This window comes from Chloroflexota bacterium (assembly GCA_016875535.1).
In the GTDB taxonomy this organism is placed as follows: Bacteria; Chloroflexota; Dehalococcoidia; order SHYB01; family SHYB01; genus VGPF01.
In genome coordinates this window covers 113,843-126,751 of record VGPF01000001.1, presented here as the reverse complement: position 1 = coordinate 126,751, position 12,909 = coordinate 113,843, and the positions used below count along the sequence as shown (strand labels likewise).

Here is a 12,909-nt window from a genome sequence, read left to right as displayed (position 1 = left end):
CTAGCCCTCGAACTTGTAGCCGACGCCGCGCACGGTGAGGAGATGCTTCGGCTCGCCGGGCGCCTCCTCTATCTTCTCGCGGAGCCATCGGATGTGTACGTCAACCGTTCGCGAATCGCCGCCGTACTCATAGCCCCAGACCTGCTCAAGGAGCGCGTCGCGCGTGAAGACGATGGCCTTGTTGCGCATCAGGAAGGCCAGCAGGTCGAACTCCTTGGGGCGCAGGGCAATGGGCCTTTCGCGCAGCTTCACCCGGCGGGCGGCGGGATCGAGGGTGAGGCCGTCGCTGCGCAGGACCTCGCCTGCGGGAGCGGCCTTGGCCGCGCGCCTGTCCAGCTCCACGCGCCGGAGGAGGGCCTTCACCCGCGCCATCAGCTCCCGCATGCTGAAGGGCTTGGTCATATAGTCGTCTGCGCCGAGCTCCAGACCCACGATCTTGTCCACCTCTTCAGCTTTCGCGGTCAGCATCAGGATTGGGAGCGTTGTTTCGCGGCGGAGGATCCGGCAGACCTCAAGGCCGTCAATCTTCGGCAGCATGAGGTCCAGGATGACCAGGTCGGGGGCATGCTGTTTGGCCATGGCGAGCCCTTCGGCGCCGTCTTTGGCCGCGAGTGCGGAGTAGCCCTCGCGTTCCAGTGAGTACGTGATGGCGCGCGCGAGGGTCTCTTCATCCTCGACGACGAGAACGGCCGGAGAGGCCATGGCAACACTCCGCACCCATTATACCCGGGAAGCCTTCCATCCCGGCGCGCCGCCCTGATAACGCTTTGTTAACGCGGCGGCCGTCGCCTTGGTGATGATGGCGGCGGCGTGGGCCGTCGCATATTCCAGGGAGGGAGCGTGCGCGAGAAGCGGCTCCGCGCCCACAATGCCCAGGCCCGCCAGGTCGGGCAGGTCCGTCGCCACATGCCCGGCGACGACGATGACGGGCACGCCCGCGCGCTTGGCGCAGGCGGCCACCTCTCTGGGGCCTTTGCCGGAGAGCGTCGTGCGGTCGAACGCGCCCTCCCCGGTGATGACCAGGTCCGCCTGAGCGATACGCTTGTCCAGGCCGGTGACGCCGAGGACCAGCTTGGAGCCGTGCAGCAGTTTGGCTCTGCAGAGGGCATGCAGACCTCCGGCCAAACCTCCGGCGGGCCCGGCAAGAGGCATCGCGCGCAAGTCAACGCCCGCCTGGGCGGCGACGACTGCGCTAAAGTGCTCCATAGCGGCTGCAAGCTCCTTCGCCATCTGGGGGGTCGCTCCCTTTTGGGGCGCGAAGGTCCACGCGCCCCGGGGTCCGCAGAGCGGGATGTCCACGTCGCAGGCGACGCTGATCGCCGTCTGGGCCAGGCGCACATCGAGAGCCGAGAGGTCAATGCGATGGAGCCGTGCCAGGGCACCGCCGCCGGGAGGCAAGGGAGCGCCTGAGGAGTCAAGGAAGCGCCCGCCAAGCGCCGCAACGGCTCCTGTGCCTCCATCCACCGTGGCGCTACCGCCGATGCCGACGAGGATCTTTCGGTAACTTGCCTTTAGGGCGGCCGTGATCAACTGGCCCGTGCCGAAGGTCGTCGTCCGCAGGGGGTCAAGCTCCTCTGTCTTGAGGAGGCGGATGCCGGAGGCCTGAGCCATCTCCACCACGGCGGTTTCGCCATCGCCCAACGCGCCCCAACGAGCAGAGATGGCCCGCCCAAGGGCGTCCTGAACGTGAGCAGTGAAGTAGCGGCCCCTGGTGGCGGAGACCAGGACATCGAGGGTGTCATCGCCGCCATCGGCCATGGGCGCGATGGTGACCGTGGCCTGGGGCAAGGCCTGGCGAACGCCTTCGGCCATCGCCTGCGCGGCCGCGAGCGCGGTGAGGCTGCCCTTGAAAGCCTGCGGGGCGCACAGGACGTTCATGACGGCGGAGTATACCAGGTTAGGGTTGTATAATCATCGAGATTTCAGGGAGGCGCGCCGGATGGCGAAGCGCACGAAACAGCCGGACCTTGCCCGCGAAGCCGCAGAGATCGTCGGCCCGTCCGCCGTGCTCTTTGAGCCCGAAGACCTGTTGGTCTTTGAGGCCGATGGTTCCATCGGCAAGGGCGCGCCGAGCGTCGTGGCCTTCCCCACGACGACGGAGCAGGTCGCGGCGCTCGTCAAGCTGGCGAATGCGCACGGCGCCCCCGTGCTCCCCAGGGGAGCAGGCACCGGGCTCAGCGGCGGCGCGGTGGCGATACAAGGAGGCCTGCTCATCAGCCTGACGCGCATGAACAGGATTTTGGAGATAGACCCCATCGCGCGGACGGCCCTGGTGGAGCCGGGCCTCGTGAACCTTCACCTAAGCCAGCAGACCGCGAAGCACGGCTTGCACTACGCGCCCGATCCCTCCAGCCAGCGCACCTGCACCATCGGCGGCAACGTGGCGGAGAACTCCGGCGGGCCGCACTGCCTGGCCTACGGCGTGACCACGAACCACATCCTCGGCGCGGAGGCCGTCCTTCCCAACGGCGATATCGTCTGGCTCGGCGGGCCGACGCAAGACAGGCCGGGGTACGACCTCACAGGACTCTTCGTCGGCTCCGAGGGAACGATGGGCATAGCGACGAAGGTGCTGGTGCGGCTCACCCAGAACCCGGAGGCGGTTCGGACCCTGCTGGCCATCTTTGATGATGTCAGCCAGGCAAGCCGCGCCGTCTCCAACATCATCGCGGCGGGCATCATCCCGGCGGCGCTGGAGATGATTGACAAGGTGACGATGAGCGCAGTGAGCCAGGCCGTTGACGGCGCGGACTATCCGCCGGAGGCGGGAGCCGTGCTCCTTATCGAGGTGGACGGCCTGCGGGAGTCCGTCGCGGCCGAGGCGGCCTCTGTAGAGGAAGTCTGCAAGGGGCTTGCCGCCCGAGAGATCCGCTCCGCCGAGAGGCCGGAAGACCGCGAGCGACTCTGGGCCGGCCGCAAGGGCGCGCTGGGGGCACTTGGCCGCCTGGCGCCCAACTATTACATCCTGGACGGCGTTGTTCCGCGCTCCAAGCTGCCGGAGGTCCTTGCCAGGGTGCTGGAGATCTGCGAGCGCCACCGCTTCCGCGTCGCCAATGTCTTTCATGCGGGCGATGGCAACCTGCACCCCAACGTCCTCTTCGATGAGCGCGTCCCGGGCGAAAGCGAGCGCGTCCTGCTCGCCGGCGAGGAGATCATGCGCGTCTGCGTTGAAGTGGGCGGCTCCATCACAGGAGAGCATGGCGTGGGTCTCGAAAAGAAGAGCTTCATGCCGCTCATCTTCTCCGCCGACGACATGGCAGCGATGGAGAAGGTGAAGGCGGCCTTCTACGCCACGGAGAACTTCAACCCGTGCAAGGTGCTCCCCACGGGCCGGGGCTGCGGCGAAGCGAGCCGCCACCCCATGCGCGCCGCCATGGGCGCTGAAGCGGTGCTGTGAGCGCGCCATGACCACCGCCAGCCTAGAACAGACCTTCGCCGCCGCCGTCGGCGCGCAGTATATCGCCTCAGGCGGCGAATTGAGCGCCTTCGCGGTGGACGGCGTTGTTCCCCGGACGGCGCTCTTTCCCGGGGATGCGGCGCAGACGGCGCGCGCGATGAAGATCGCGGCGCAGGAGCGCATATCGGTGATGGCCCGCGGCGGCGGCACGATGGTGTCCCTTGGCCGCCCGCCTGAGCGCCCGGGCGTGGTCATCGGCCTGCGGCGGATGAACCGCGTGCTGGAGCACGAGCCCGCCGACCTCACCGTGACGGTGGAGGCGGGCATTACCCTTGAGGGGTTGAACCGCAACCTGGCAAAACACGGCCAGATGCTTCCCCTTGATTCGCCGCACGCGGATAGGGCCACCATCGGCGGCATCCTTTCGGCGAACGTCGCCGGCTCCCGCCGGCTTGGTTACGGCGCCGCCAGGGACAGGCTCATCGGTGTGAAGGTTGTGGAGGCGAACGGCCTGGTCATCAAGGGCGGCGGCAAAGTCGTGAAGAACGTCGCCGGCTACGACCTCTGCAAGCTCTTCATCGGCGCCCTCGGCAGCCTCGGCATCATCACGGAGGCGACCTTCAAGCTGGCGCCGCTGCCGGAGTCGCGGGCGACGCTGCTCGGGGCCTTCGTGAAGCTGGAGGAGGCCCTGGCCTGCGCCGCTTTACTCATGCAGAGCAGCCTCCGCCCGGTTGCCCTCGACCTTTTCAACGCCGCCGCATACCGACTTTCGGCCCCACGCGCCGCCCTGCCGGATATGGGCGACCGGGATTATTTTGTTGCTGTGGCTTTTGATGGGAAGCCTGAGGCGGTGAAGCGCCAGGTTCAGGTCGCCCACAAACTGATCGCCGAAGCGCAGGGGAAGCCGCTCGTGGTTGACGACCCCGGCGCGCACGACGCTTTGTGGCGAGAAATTGTGAACATGGGCCGTCGCGTTGACCGGCCATCTTCGATGATCACCAAGGCGGCGACGCGGTTCCCCGAGTTCGCGCGCCTCGTCCACGGCCATGAGGCCCTCGCCGAAAGCACGCATCTGGAAGCGGCGATCGTCGCCCATCTGGCGGGCGGCATCATCCGCACAGCCTGGTGGGCCGAAGGCGGAGGCCCCGGCGAAGCCAGGCCGATGAGCGAGACGGCGGCGACGTTGCGCAAGGCGACGGCCAACGGAGGCGGGACCTTTATCTTGGAGAGCGCCACCGCCGCCATCAAGCGCGCCATTGACGTCTGGGGCGAGCTGGGGAACGACTTCCCCATCATGCGCAACCTGAAGGAGCGCTTCGATCCGGCGCGCATCATGAATCCCGGAAGGTTTGTGGGCGGCCTATGAGCGCGCAGGCCCCCTTCTTTTCCGGACAGGACGCCCCGGCGGAGGCCGATATCTGGCGCTGCGTCCACTGCGGCCTCTGCCTGCAATCGTGTCCCACCTATGTGCAGACGGGCCTGGAGACCGAATCGCCGCGCGGGCGCATCTCCATCATGAAGGCGGTCCACGAGCGGCGCACGGGGCTCACGGAGACGGCGACGGCGCACCTGGAGCTGTGTCTGCAATGCCGCGCCTGCGAAGCCGTCTGCCCCTCGGGCGTTCCCTTCGGCCGCATGATGGAGGCGACGCGCGCGCAGATCGCCGCAAAGACGAAGCGAGCGTTCGTCGAGCGCGTGGGGCGGAAGCTCGCATTCCGCGTGCTGCTCCCCAGGCCGCGGCTCATGCGCGCGATGGGCTACTGCCTCAAGCTCTACCAGCGCACCGGCCTCCAGTGGCTTGTGCGCCAGCTGCGCCTGCTCAAGCCCTTCGGCCCCCTTGACCGCATGGACCAGCAACTGCCGATGCTGCCCAAGTTCTATTCGCCGCCCAGGGGCGAAGTGGTCCCTGCCCTCGGCGCGAAGAAGCGCCTGGTCGCGATGCTGAACGGCTGTGTGATGCCGCTCACCTACGGCCCGGTGAACGAGGCGACGGCGCGCGTCTTAGCGCACAACGGCTGTGAGGTGGTCGTGCCCAGACGTCAAGGCTGCTGCGGCGCGCTCAGCGCCCACGGCGGCGAGCGCGAAGCAGCCCGCGCCCTGGCGCGGAAGAACATAGACGTCTTGTTGGCAACCGGTGCGGAGGCCGTCATCGTGAACTCCGCCGGGTGCGGCTCGGCGATGAAGGAGTATGGCGACCTGCTGAAGGACGACTCGGCCTACCGGGAGAAGGCGGAGCGCTTTGGGAAGATGGTGAAGGACGCGAACGAATTCCTGGCGGGCCTGCCCCTGGCACCGGGGAAAAGGGCCATCGAAGCGCGCGTGACCTACCAGGACTCGTGCCACCTGGCTCACGCCCAGCGCATCAAGGATGCGCCGCGCGCGGTGCTGAGGGCCATCCCGGGGCTGAAGCTCATCGAGATGCAGAACGCCGATATGTGCTGCGGCGCGGCAGGCGTCTATAACATCGTTCAGCCGGAGATGTCGTCGCGGCTCCTCGAGCATAAGATGGAGCATGTCGCTGCGGCGCAGCCGGCGATCATCGCCACGGCGAACCCGGGCTGCATGCTTCAGCTCCAGCGCGGCGTTGAGCGCAACGGGATGCGCGCCCGGGTGGCGCACGTTGTTGAGTTGCTGGACGAATCGTACCGGGACTAGCCGCCCAGCGCCTTCTGCGCCGCGGCCAGGCCTGCGCCGGGCGCCGGTTTGAAGCCCTGTCGCGGCAGCAGCCGCTCTAGGGCGCTCAAGAGGGTGAAGGTGTTCTTCGGCGTGGCGTTGTAGCCCATGAGGCCCACGCGCCAGATCTTGCCCTTCAAGGGGCCAAGCCCGCCGCCGATCTCGATGTTGAACTCGTTGAGGAGGGCGCTGCGCATCGCCATATCGTCCACGCCCTGGGGGATCTTCACTGTCGTGAGCGGGTTCGCGCGGAAGGCCGCCGGAGCCAGGAGTCCCAGACCCATCGCCTCCACGCCCGCGCGAAAGGCCGCCGCGACCGCCTGATGCCGGGCGTGGCGCTGCTCCAACCCCTCTTCCACGACGACGCGGAGCGCCTCGCGCAGGGCGTAGACCATCGTGATCGGCGCGGTGTGGTGGTAGGTGCGCTCGGAGCCCCAGTACTTATCGAGCATCGTCAGGTCCAGGTACCAGTTAGCCACCCTGCTCTTCCGATTGCGGAGCACATCCAGCGCGCGCTGGCCGAAGGTGATGGGCGCAAGGCCCGGGGGAGCGCCGATGCACTTCTGCGTGCCGCTATAGGCGATGTCCACGCCCCACTCGTCAATCCGCACGTCCACGCCGCCGAGCGAGGTCACCGTATCCGCCAGGAGCAGCGCCCCGTGGTCGTGGGCCAGGCGCGCAAGCTCGGGGAGCGGTTGCAAGACGCCTGTTGACGTTTCGGCATGGACGATAGCGACGAGCTTGGCCCTCTTTTCTTTTTCCAAGGCCGCCTTGAACTGCGCCGGGTCCAGGGGCCTGCCCCATTCCCCCTCAACGCGCACGACCTTTGCTCCGTAGCGCGATGCCATATCCGTGATGCGCTCGCCGAAGTAGCCGTGCACGCCGACTACAACTGTATCGCCGGGCTCGATGACGTTGCACAGCGCCGCCTCCATCCCTGCGGAGCCTGTGCCGGAGACGGGAATGGTGAGCTTGTTCGCCGTCTTGAAGACAAGGCGCAGGAGATGCACCGTCTCATCCATGAGTGCGAGGAAGGCCGGATCAAGGTGGCCAAGCAAGGGTGTGTTCATGGCCTTGTGGACGCACGGCGGGATGTTCGCCGGGCCTGGGCCGAGCAAGAGGCGTTCGGGCGGGTTTAGCTCGCCCACGGTGCGTTCGGTCATGCTTCCTCCGGGAGTCGAAAGGCGTAGCGGTCAGCCTAGCAGCGGCTTCGGCGGGCCGTCAAGGAAAGGGCGTGCCACCCCTTACGGCCCTGCTGCATCTAATGGGATGCACCTATGCCGCAAGCCGTCACGATTGTGATCATCGGCGATGATGCTCTGGCCCGGGCGGGGCTTGCCGCGCTCCTGGAAAGGGGCGAAGGGGTGAGCATCTCTGCCCAGCTCACGGAAGGTGAGGCGACGCCCGAAGCGCTAGCTGCTTTCTCGGCGCAAGTGTTGCTCTGGGACGTCGGCTGGGGGCCGTTGCTGCCTGCGCGCCTCGAGGCCGTCCGCGCCCTAGCCCTCCCCCTCGTCGCTGATGCCGCCCAGGCCGCCGAGGTTCGCCTCTCCGGCGCCCGCGGCCTTTTGAAGAGGACTGCGCGTCCCTCCCAGGTGCAGGCCGCCATCCATGCCGTGGCGGAGGGCATCGCGGTCTACGATGCCTCGCTGGCCGAGCGCGGGTGGGCCCCCCAGGCGGGCCTGAACGCCGCCGACGAGCTGACATCACGGGAGATCGAGGTCCTGCGCCTCCTTGCCGAAGGGCTTTCCAACAAGGCTATCGCAGGCCGCTTGAACGTCACGGAGCACACCGTGAAGTTCCATGTGAACGCCATCTTGGGCAAACTCGGCGCGCAGAGCCGCACCGAGGCGGTTACCCGTGCGACGCGCCTCGGGCTCATCATCCTCTAACTGTCCTCTTTCCTAGGGAAAGACTAGCCCTTCGGCTAGTCCCCTCCTGCCGCAGCGCTTCTATCGTTGGTCTATCGGAATCGTGCATGGCTGTGTAGCGGCGCGTCATTTGGAGGAAAGCGATGTCGAGCATCCTAGGAACGCTCTCGGAGAATCTTGCAACAACGGTTGAGCTGGCAGGGCCGTCCATCGTGCGCGTGGAAGGGCGAAGCAGACTCCCAGCCAGCGGCATCGTCTGGTCGTCCGATGGCGTCATCGTGACGGCGAACCACGCTCTCGAGCGCGATGAGGGCATCGGCATCGGCCTGCCGAACGGCGCGAGTACCCAGGCGAGCCTCGCGGGGCGCGACCCTACGACGGACATCGCCGTCCTGCGCGTCCAAGTGACGGGGCTCGCGAAGGCCACATGGGCCGAGCATATGACGCTCCGCGTCGGCCATATCGTTCTCGCCCTCGGCCGCCCCGGGCGCACTGTGCAGGCCACCATCGGCGTCGTCAGCGCCCTGGGCGATGCCTGGCGCACTGCCGTCGGCGGCCGAATAGATCGCTATGTCCAGACGGACGTCACGATGTGCCCCGGCTTCTCCGGCGGCCCCCTCGTCAGCGGCGCGGGACAGTTCGCCGGGATGAACTCCACGGCCCTCAATCGCGGCGCGCCTGTGGCGATTCCTCACGCCACCATCGGCCGCGTCGTCGAGGCGATCCTTGCCCACGGCAGGGTGAAGCGCGGCTACCTCGGCATCGGCACCTACCCCGTGCGTCTCCAGGGGGCCACGGCGCAACAGGCCAAGCAGGAGACAGGGCTCCTCGTGAACTCCGTGGAACCGGGAAGCCCCGCCGATATAGGGGGGCTCCTCCTCGGCGATATCGTCATCGCTCTCGAAAAGCAGCCTGTGCGCTTCCCCAACGAGTTGCTGGCCTCCCTTGGCGGCGAGCGCGTGGGCAAGGCCGTCCAAGTGACTGTGGTGCGCGGGGGCCAGGTCCGCGACCTCTCGGTCATAATCGGTGAACGCCCCTAAGGAGCATCGTCATGCCTGCCATCCTTGACGCGCTTAACAATGAGCTTGCAAAGACCGTGAACCAGGCTGAACACGGCCTCGTCCACATCCAGAGCGGATCGGGCTTCGGCTCAGGGACCATCGTGCACCCGGACGGGCTCATCGTGACCAACGCCCATGTCATCGGCGGCGGCGTGAAGGAGGTTTCTCTCCCGGACGGGAGCCGAGTCGAAGCGCGCATCCTGGCTGACGACCGCTACTACGATCTCGCCGCGCTCTCCGCCCCCGCCTCAGGCCTCACGCCCATCGCCCTCGGCGATTCCGATAGACTGCGCTCTGGGCAATTCCTCTTCGCCATCGGCAACCCGTGGGGCGTCCCCGGCGCGGCCACGGCGGGCGTCTACATCGGCAAGCGGCGAGAGGTCCGCCTGGACGGCGGTCCGGCGCGCGAATGGCTCGCGGCCGGTATCCACGTGCGCCCGGGACACTCGGGCGGCCCCCTCGTTGACGCCGAAGGCCGCCTGGTCGGCATCAATACGATGATGGCTGGGCTGGATGTCGGCCTTGCGGTGCCCGTGGCGGCGGTGAAGCGCTTCTTGAAGGAAGCCTTCGGCGTGTGAAGGGCGCTAGAGAAAGTCAACGGTGTACGGGTGAAGACCCTCTCGGTGTCGGCGTGCATAGTCGGTCAAAGCAGCAGCTATCGTGGAGATGCGGTCGGGCGGAATCGAATAGGGAACGATGAGGACGCCGAAGTGCGGACGCTGATCGTTGAACCATTGCAGCGTGAGCTTGATGAAGTCGTCCCGGTTGCGCGTGACAAGACATCGCCCGGCCTTCGCGGCAAGCCGGAGCTGCTCCCCGCCGGTCAACCCCCGCGCATCTGCCTCATGAGCGCTGACTGCGTCCACTCTGGCGGCGCGAAGCAATGTAGCAACGCGGGGGTTGATATCCTCGTCAAGGTAATACTTCACTCAGCCATCGCCCGCAGCGAAGGGTGCTGCTTCCCTAAGCGCTCTTTCGTCCAGGATACGTTGCGGGTGAGAGCGCGCTCGATTTCATCCGGATAGGCGGCGTAATAGCCGAGGGCGGCGCGGAGCTGGGCTTGGGTGAGCCAGTCGTAGGCTTTGCGGAGGCGCGGCCATGATGACGACATGTGTTTGTATGCTGCGATGACCTCCCAGACATCCAGCCCCGTGTCAGCGATGCGAGCACGACGTCCTGATGGACCTTCGGCGAACCAGATCCCAGGACAACGGCGCATCTTGAGCGCTTCTTCCAGGAGCTCGTTCGTCAGCGAAGAGAAATCGCGTTGTGCGGCGTCGGCTAAGCCTTCGATTCCCTCCGCGACCTCTTGAGGAACGCGAAGGCTCTTTTGGATTGTTTTCATGCGGAGCCTCCTTCATGTATCCCATTGTACTACGTTGTCATTCATCGTCTACAAAGGCGCTGCGTGCGGGGCTGGCCGGAGCCCTGGTACTATGAAGGCGGCCAGGCCCTGCCGCCGGCCCGCCTGTGACCGTACGGACGTCGCAAGGAGGCCCACATGCCCGCCAAGCTGACCGCCGCGCACAAAAGGTTCTTTACACAGGCGAACATCGGCCACCTGGCCACGTTGATGGAGGACGGAAGCCCTCAGGTGACCCCCGTTTGGCTCGATCTGGAGAGGAACACCATCCTCGTCAATACTACGGATGAGCAGCAAAAGACGCTGAACGTGGCGAGGGATCCGCGCGTCGCCATCTCCGCCGTTGACACCAAGGATCCCTACGACGCAATCTACGTCCGAGGCCGCGTCATAGAGCGGCGTCACAAAGGCGCGGAGGCGCATATCCACAAGCTCTCCCGCGGTATCTTGGAGAGAGGCAGTTTCCCTGGGGAAGCCCCGGCGAGGTTTGCGTCATCCTCGTCATCCGCCCGGAAACGGTCGGCGTCCTCGAATGACGGCTACTGCGCATCCTCTTTGAGCGCGCGGATGCGCTCTACCAGGTACGGGAGCGCCTGACCGGAGGGCGCGCGGATGATGACGTCGCACGCGCCTGAAAGCGCCGTCGGCAACGGGTTCACCTCGATCAGCGGCGCGCCCCGCTGTTGGGCGATCGTCGGCAGGCTCGCCGCCGGGTAGACCAGGGCCGAGGTGCCGATGACCAGCATGCAATCGGCCAGGAAGGCTTGCTCCTGGCAGACGCCCAGGACGTCCTGCGGGATCGGCTCGCCGAACATCACGCCGTCGCCCTTCAAGATGCCCTGGCATCTCGGACAGCGCGGCGGGAGGACGGTCAGCGGGATCTCATCGCGGTGGTAGCGCGCCAGGCAGGTGAGACAGCGCACCTTGTAGCGGTTGCCGTGGATCTCCGCCACCTTCATGCTGCCCGCCGCCTGGTGCAGGTTGTCCACGTTCTGCGTCACGATGTGCTGGAGGCATCCCGAGCGCTCCATCACCGCAAGGGCGTAGTGCCCCGGGTTCGGCCTGCCCGCTTCCAGCGCCTTCGTGAAGGCCTCCATGTCCGGGTCTTGCGGCTTCAGGCGGTTCTCCCACCAGGCCTTCGGGTCTCGCAGGAAGGCTTGGTAACCCCGCATGTCCGGTTCGCCTTTCTTGGTCCACAGCCCGCCAGGCCCGCGAAAGGTCGGGATGCCGCTCTCCGCCGAAAGGCCCGCGCCCACCAGGGCCACCGTGTGCTTAGCCCGCAGCACCAGGCGCGCGGCGTCGTTGATGGCGCGGAGCGTCTCGCTGGAAAAGTCGTTCGCCGGCATGACGCCCAGATTGTAGCGCGGATCGCCTTATGCGTCGCGCCCGATGGCGCCCGCGCTCACTCGGAGAAGGTTCGCTTTCCGGCGGAAGCCTGCGTCCAGAGACGGTAGATCAGCCGTGGTGAGGATGGACTGCTCGTGGCCGCTGACGTTCTGCAGGAGGAAGGACCGCCTCGGCGCGTCCAACTCGGAGAGCACGTCGTCCAGCAGAAGGATGGGCTGCTCCCCGGTTCGCGCCGTCATGTATCGCGCCTCGCCCAGCTTCAAGGCGAGTGTCGCCAAGCGCTGTTGCCCCCGGGAGCCGAAGGAGGCCAACTCGACGCCGCTCACAAGGAACGAGAAGTCGTCCCGGTGCGGCCCAACCACGGAGACGCCCTGGGCCAGCTCGCGCTCCCGCTGTGCCGCGAGTTGCGCTGCGAAAGCCTTGGCGATGGCGGCTTCGTCGCCTTCGCCAAGTAAGGGCACGGAGGGTTTGTAGACGACCTCGAGGCGTTCCTTGCCTCCGGTCAACTCGCCGTGGACGGCCTGGCAGAGCAGCGCCAGCTCCCTGAGCGCCTGCGCCCTCGCCGCGATGATAGCGCTGCCCGATTGTATGAGCCGGTCATCCCAAAAGTGCAGGTCGTTCTTGGCGGCGCGCCCTTCGCGGATGGCCTTCAGCAAGGGATTGCGCTGCTCCAGGACGCGCCCGTACTTCGTCAGCTCGTCGAAAAGGACGCGGTCCACCTGTGAAAGCGTGGCGTCCAGATGGCGCCTGCGCCCTCCCGGCGAGCCGTAGACCAGCTCGATGTCCTGCGGCTCGAAGAGTACGGCCTGCACCTCGCCGATGAGCGCCGCCGCCCGCTTCGGCGCGCCGTTCACGCGGATGCGCTTCACCAGCTGGGGCTCCTCTTCTCTGGAAACGCCCTCGGCCCTTGAGATCTGGAGCACCACGTCAAGCTGGAGGTCGCGGTTCGCCTTGCGGAAGAGGCCCTGCAGCCGGGCGAAGGGGATTTCGTCCCCGTGCGCCTCCCACCGGATGATGTCCCGCTCCGTCTCCGCCCGTATGGACTTGCCCGTCGCGAAGACGTGGACCGCCTCAAGCAGGTTCGTCTTTCCTTGGGCGTTCTCGCCGTGGAGGACCGTGTGCCCAACCGGGAAGTCCAGCGTGAGGCGCTGGATATTGCGGAAGTTTTCCAGGGAGAGGCGGCGGATGTGCACCCAGGGG

14 protein-coding genes are annotated in these 12,909 nt (G+C 66.8%); 7 read left to right on the top strand and 7 right to left on the bottom strand.

Features of this window, described 5'->3' with window-relative positions:
• Positions 1-702, bottom strand: a complete 702-nt coding sequence (locus FJ039_00620) for a response regulator transcription factor (protein ID MBM4404677.1) — start codon at positions 700-702, stop codon at positions 1-3.
• Between the two features lie 18 nt (positions 703-720).
• Entirely contained in the window at positions 721-1,878 is a 1,158-nt protein-coding gene (locus tag FJ039_00615) for a glycerate kinase (GenBank protein ID MBM4404676.1), read from the bottom strand.
• Between the two features lie 61 nt (positions 1,879-1,939).
• Between FJ039_00615 and FJ039_00610 the strand changes: the two genes are divergently transcribed.
• Genes FJ039_00610 through FJ039_00600 form a run of 3 tightly spaced genes read left to right on the top strand, consistent with a single transcriptional unit; the run spans position 1,940 to position 6,052 of the window.
• The gene (locus FJ039_00610; protein ID MBM4404675.1) at positions 1,940-3,397 is read left to right on the top strand and encodes an FAD-binding protein; all 1,458 of its coding nucleotides are present in this window, start codon (positions 1,940-1,942) and stop codon (positions 3,395-3,397) included.
• Between the two features lie 7 nt (positions 3,398-3,404).
• Positions 3,405-4,763: an FAD-binding oxidoreductase gene (locus tag FJ039_00605; protein MBM4404674.1), complete on the top strand. Its 1,359-nt coding sequence runs from the start codon at positions 3,405-3,407 to the stop codon at positions 4,761-4,763.
• Positions 4,760-6,052, top strand: coding sequence for a 4Fe-4S dicluster domain-containing protein (locus FJ039_00600; GenBank protein ID MBM4404673.1), 1,293 nt, complete (start codon positions 4,760-4,762; stop codon positions 6,050-6,052). Before FJ039_00605 ends, FJ039_00600 begins: the two co-directional genes overlap by 4 nt.
• Here the strand turns inward: FJ039_00600 and FJ039_00595 are convergent.
• The gene (locus tag FJ039_00595) at positions 6,049-7,233 is read right to left on the bottom strand and encodes an alanine--glyoxylate aminotransferase family protein (GenBank protein ID MBM4404672.1); all 1,185 of its coding nucleotides are present in this window, start codon (positions 7,231-7,233) and stop codon (positions 6,049-6,051) included. The two genes, FJ039_00600 and FJ039_00595, sit on opposite strands and share 4 nt — an antisense overlap.
• A gap of 114 nt (positions 7,234-7,347) precedes the next feature.
• On the opposite strand from FJ039_00595, the gene FJ039_00590 reads away from it, so the two are divergent.
• From FJ039_00590 to FJ039_00580, 3 genes are all read left to right on the top strand, one after another.
• Positions 7,348-7,959 carry a response regulator transcription factor gene (locus FJ039_00590; GenBank protein MBM4404671.1) on the top strand — a complete coding sequence of 204 codons (612 nt, stop codon included), beginning with the start codon at positions 7,348-7,350 and terminating at the stop codon, positions 7,957-7,959.
• A gap of 122 nt (positions 7,960-8,081) precedes the next feature.
• On the top strand, positions 8,082-8,978 hold the full coding sequence (locus FJ039_00585; protein ID MBM4404670.1) for a PDZ domain-containing protein: 897 nt from the start codon (positions 8,082-8,084) through the stop codon (positions 8,976-8,978).
• 11 nt (positions 8,979-8,989) lie between these two features.
• Entirely contained in the window at positions 8,990-9,577 is a 588-nt protein-coding gene (locus FJ039_00580; protein MBM4404669.1) for a trypsin-like serine protease, read from the top strand.
• A gap of 6 nt (positions 9,578-9,583) precedes the next feature.
• Here FJ039_00580 and FJ039_00575 read toward each other — a convergent pair whose 3' ends face one another.
• Together FJ039_00575 and FJ039_00570 are read right to left on the bottom strand one after the other, a co-directional pair.
• On the bottom strand, positions 9,584-9,928 hold the full coding sequence (locus FJ039_00575; GenBank protein MBM4404668.1) for a hypothetical protein: 345 nt from the start codon (positions 9,926-9,928) through the stop codon (positions 9,584-9,586).
• A complete protein-coding gene (locus FJ039_00570; GenBank protein ID MBM4404667.1) occupies positions 9,925-10,344 on the bottom strand; it encodes a DUF433 domain-containing protein in 420 nt (139 codons plus the stop codon). Before FJ039_00570 ends, FJ039_00575 begins: the two co-directional genes overlap by 4 nt.
• Positions 10,345-10,500: 156 nt before the next feature.
• Here FJ039_00570 and FJ039_00565 point away from each other — a divergent pair, with 156 nt between their 5' ends.
• Positions 10,501-10,959, top strand: coding sequence for a PPOX class F420-dependent oxidoreductase (locus FJ039_00565; protein ID MBM4404666.1), 459 nt, complete (start codon positions 10,501-10,503; stop codon positions 10,957-10,959).
• On the opposite strand, the gene FJ039_00560 is transcribed toward FJ039_00565, so the two are convergent.
• The gene (locus FJ039_00560) at positions 10,902-11,708 is read right to left on the bottom strand and encodes an NAD-dependent protein deacylase (GenBank protein ID MBM4404665.1); all 807 of its coding nucleotides are present in this window, start codon (positions 11,706-11,708) and stop codon (positions 10,902-10,904) included. The two genes, FJ039_00565 and FJ039_00560, sit on opposite strands and share 58 nt — an antisense overlap.
• 27 nt (positions 11,709-11,735) lie before the next feature.
• Positions 11,736-12,902, bottom strand: coding sequence for a DNA replication/repair protein RecF (gene recF / locus FJ039_00555; protein MBM4404664.1), 1,167 nt, complete (start codon positions 12,900-12,902; stop codon positions 11,736-11,738).
• Positions 12,903-12,909: the final 7 nt, after the last annotated feature.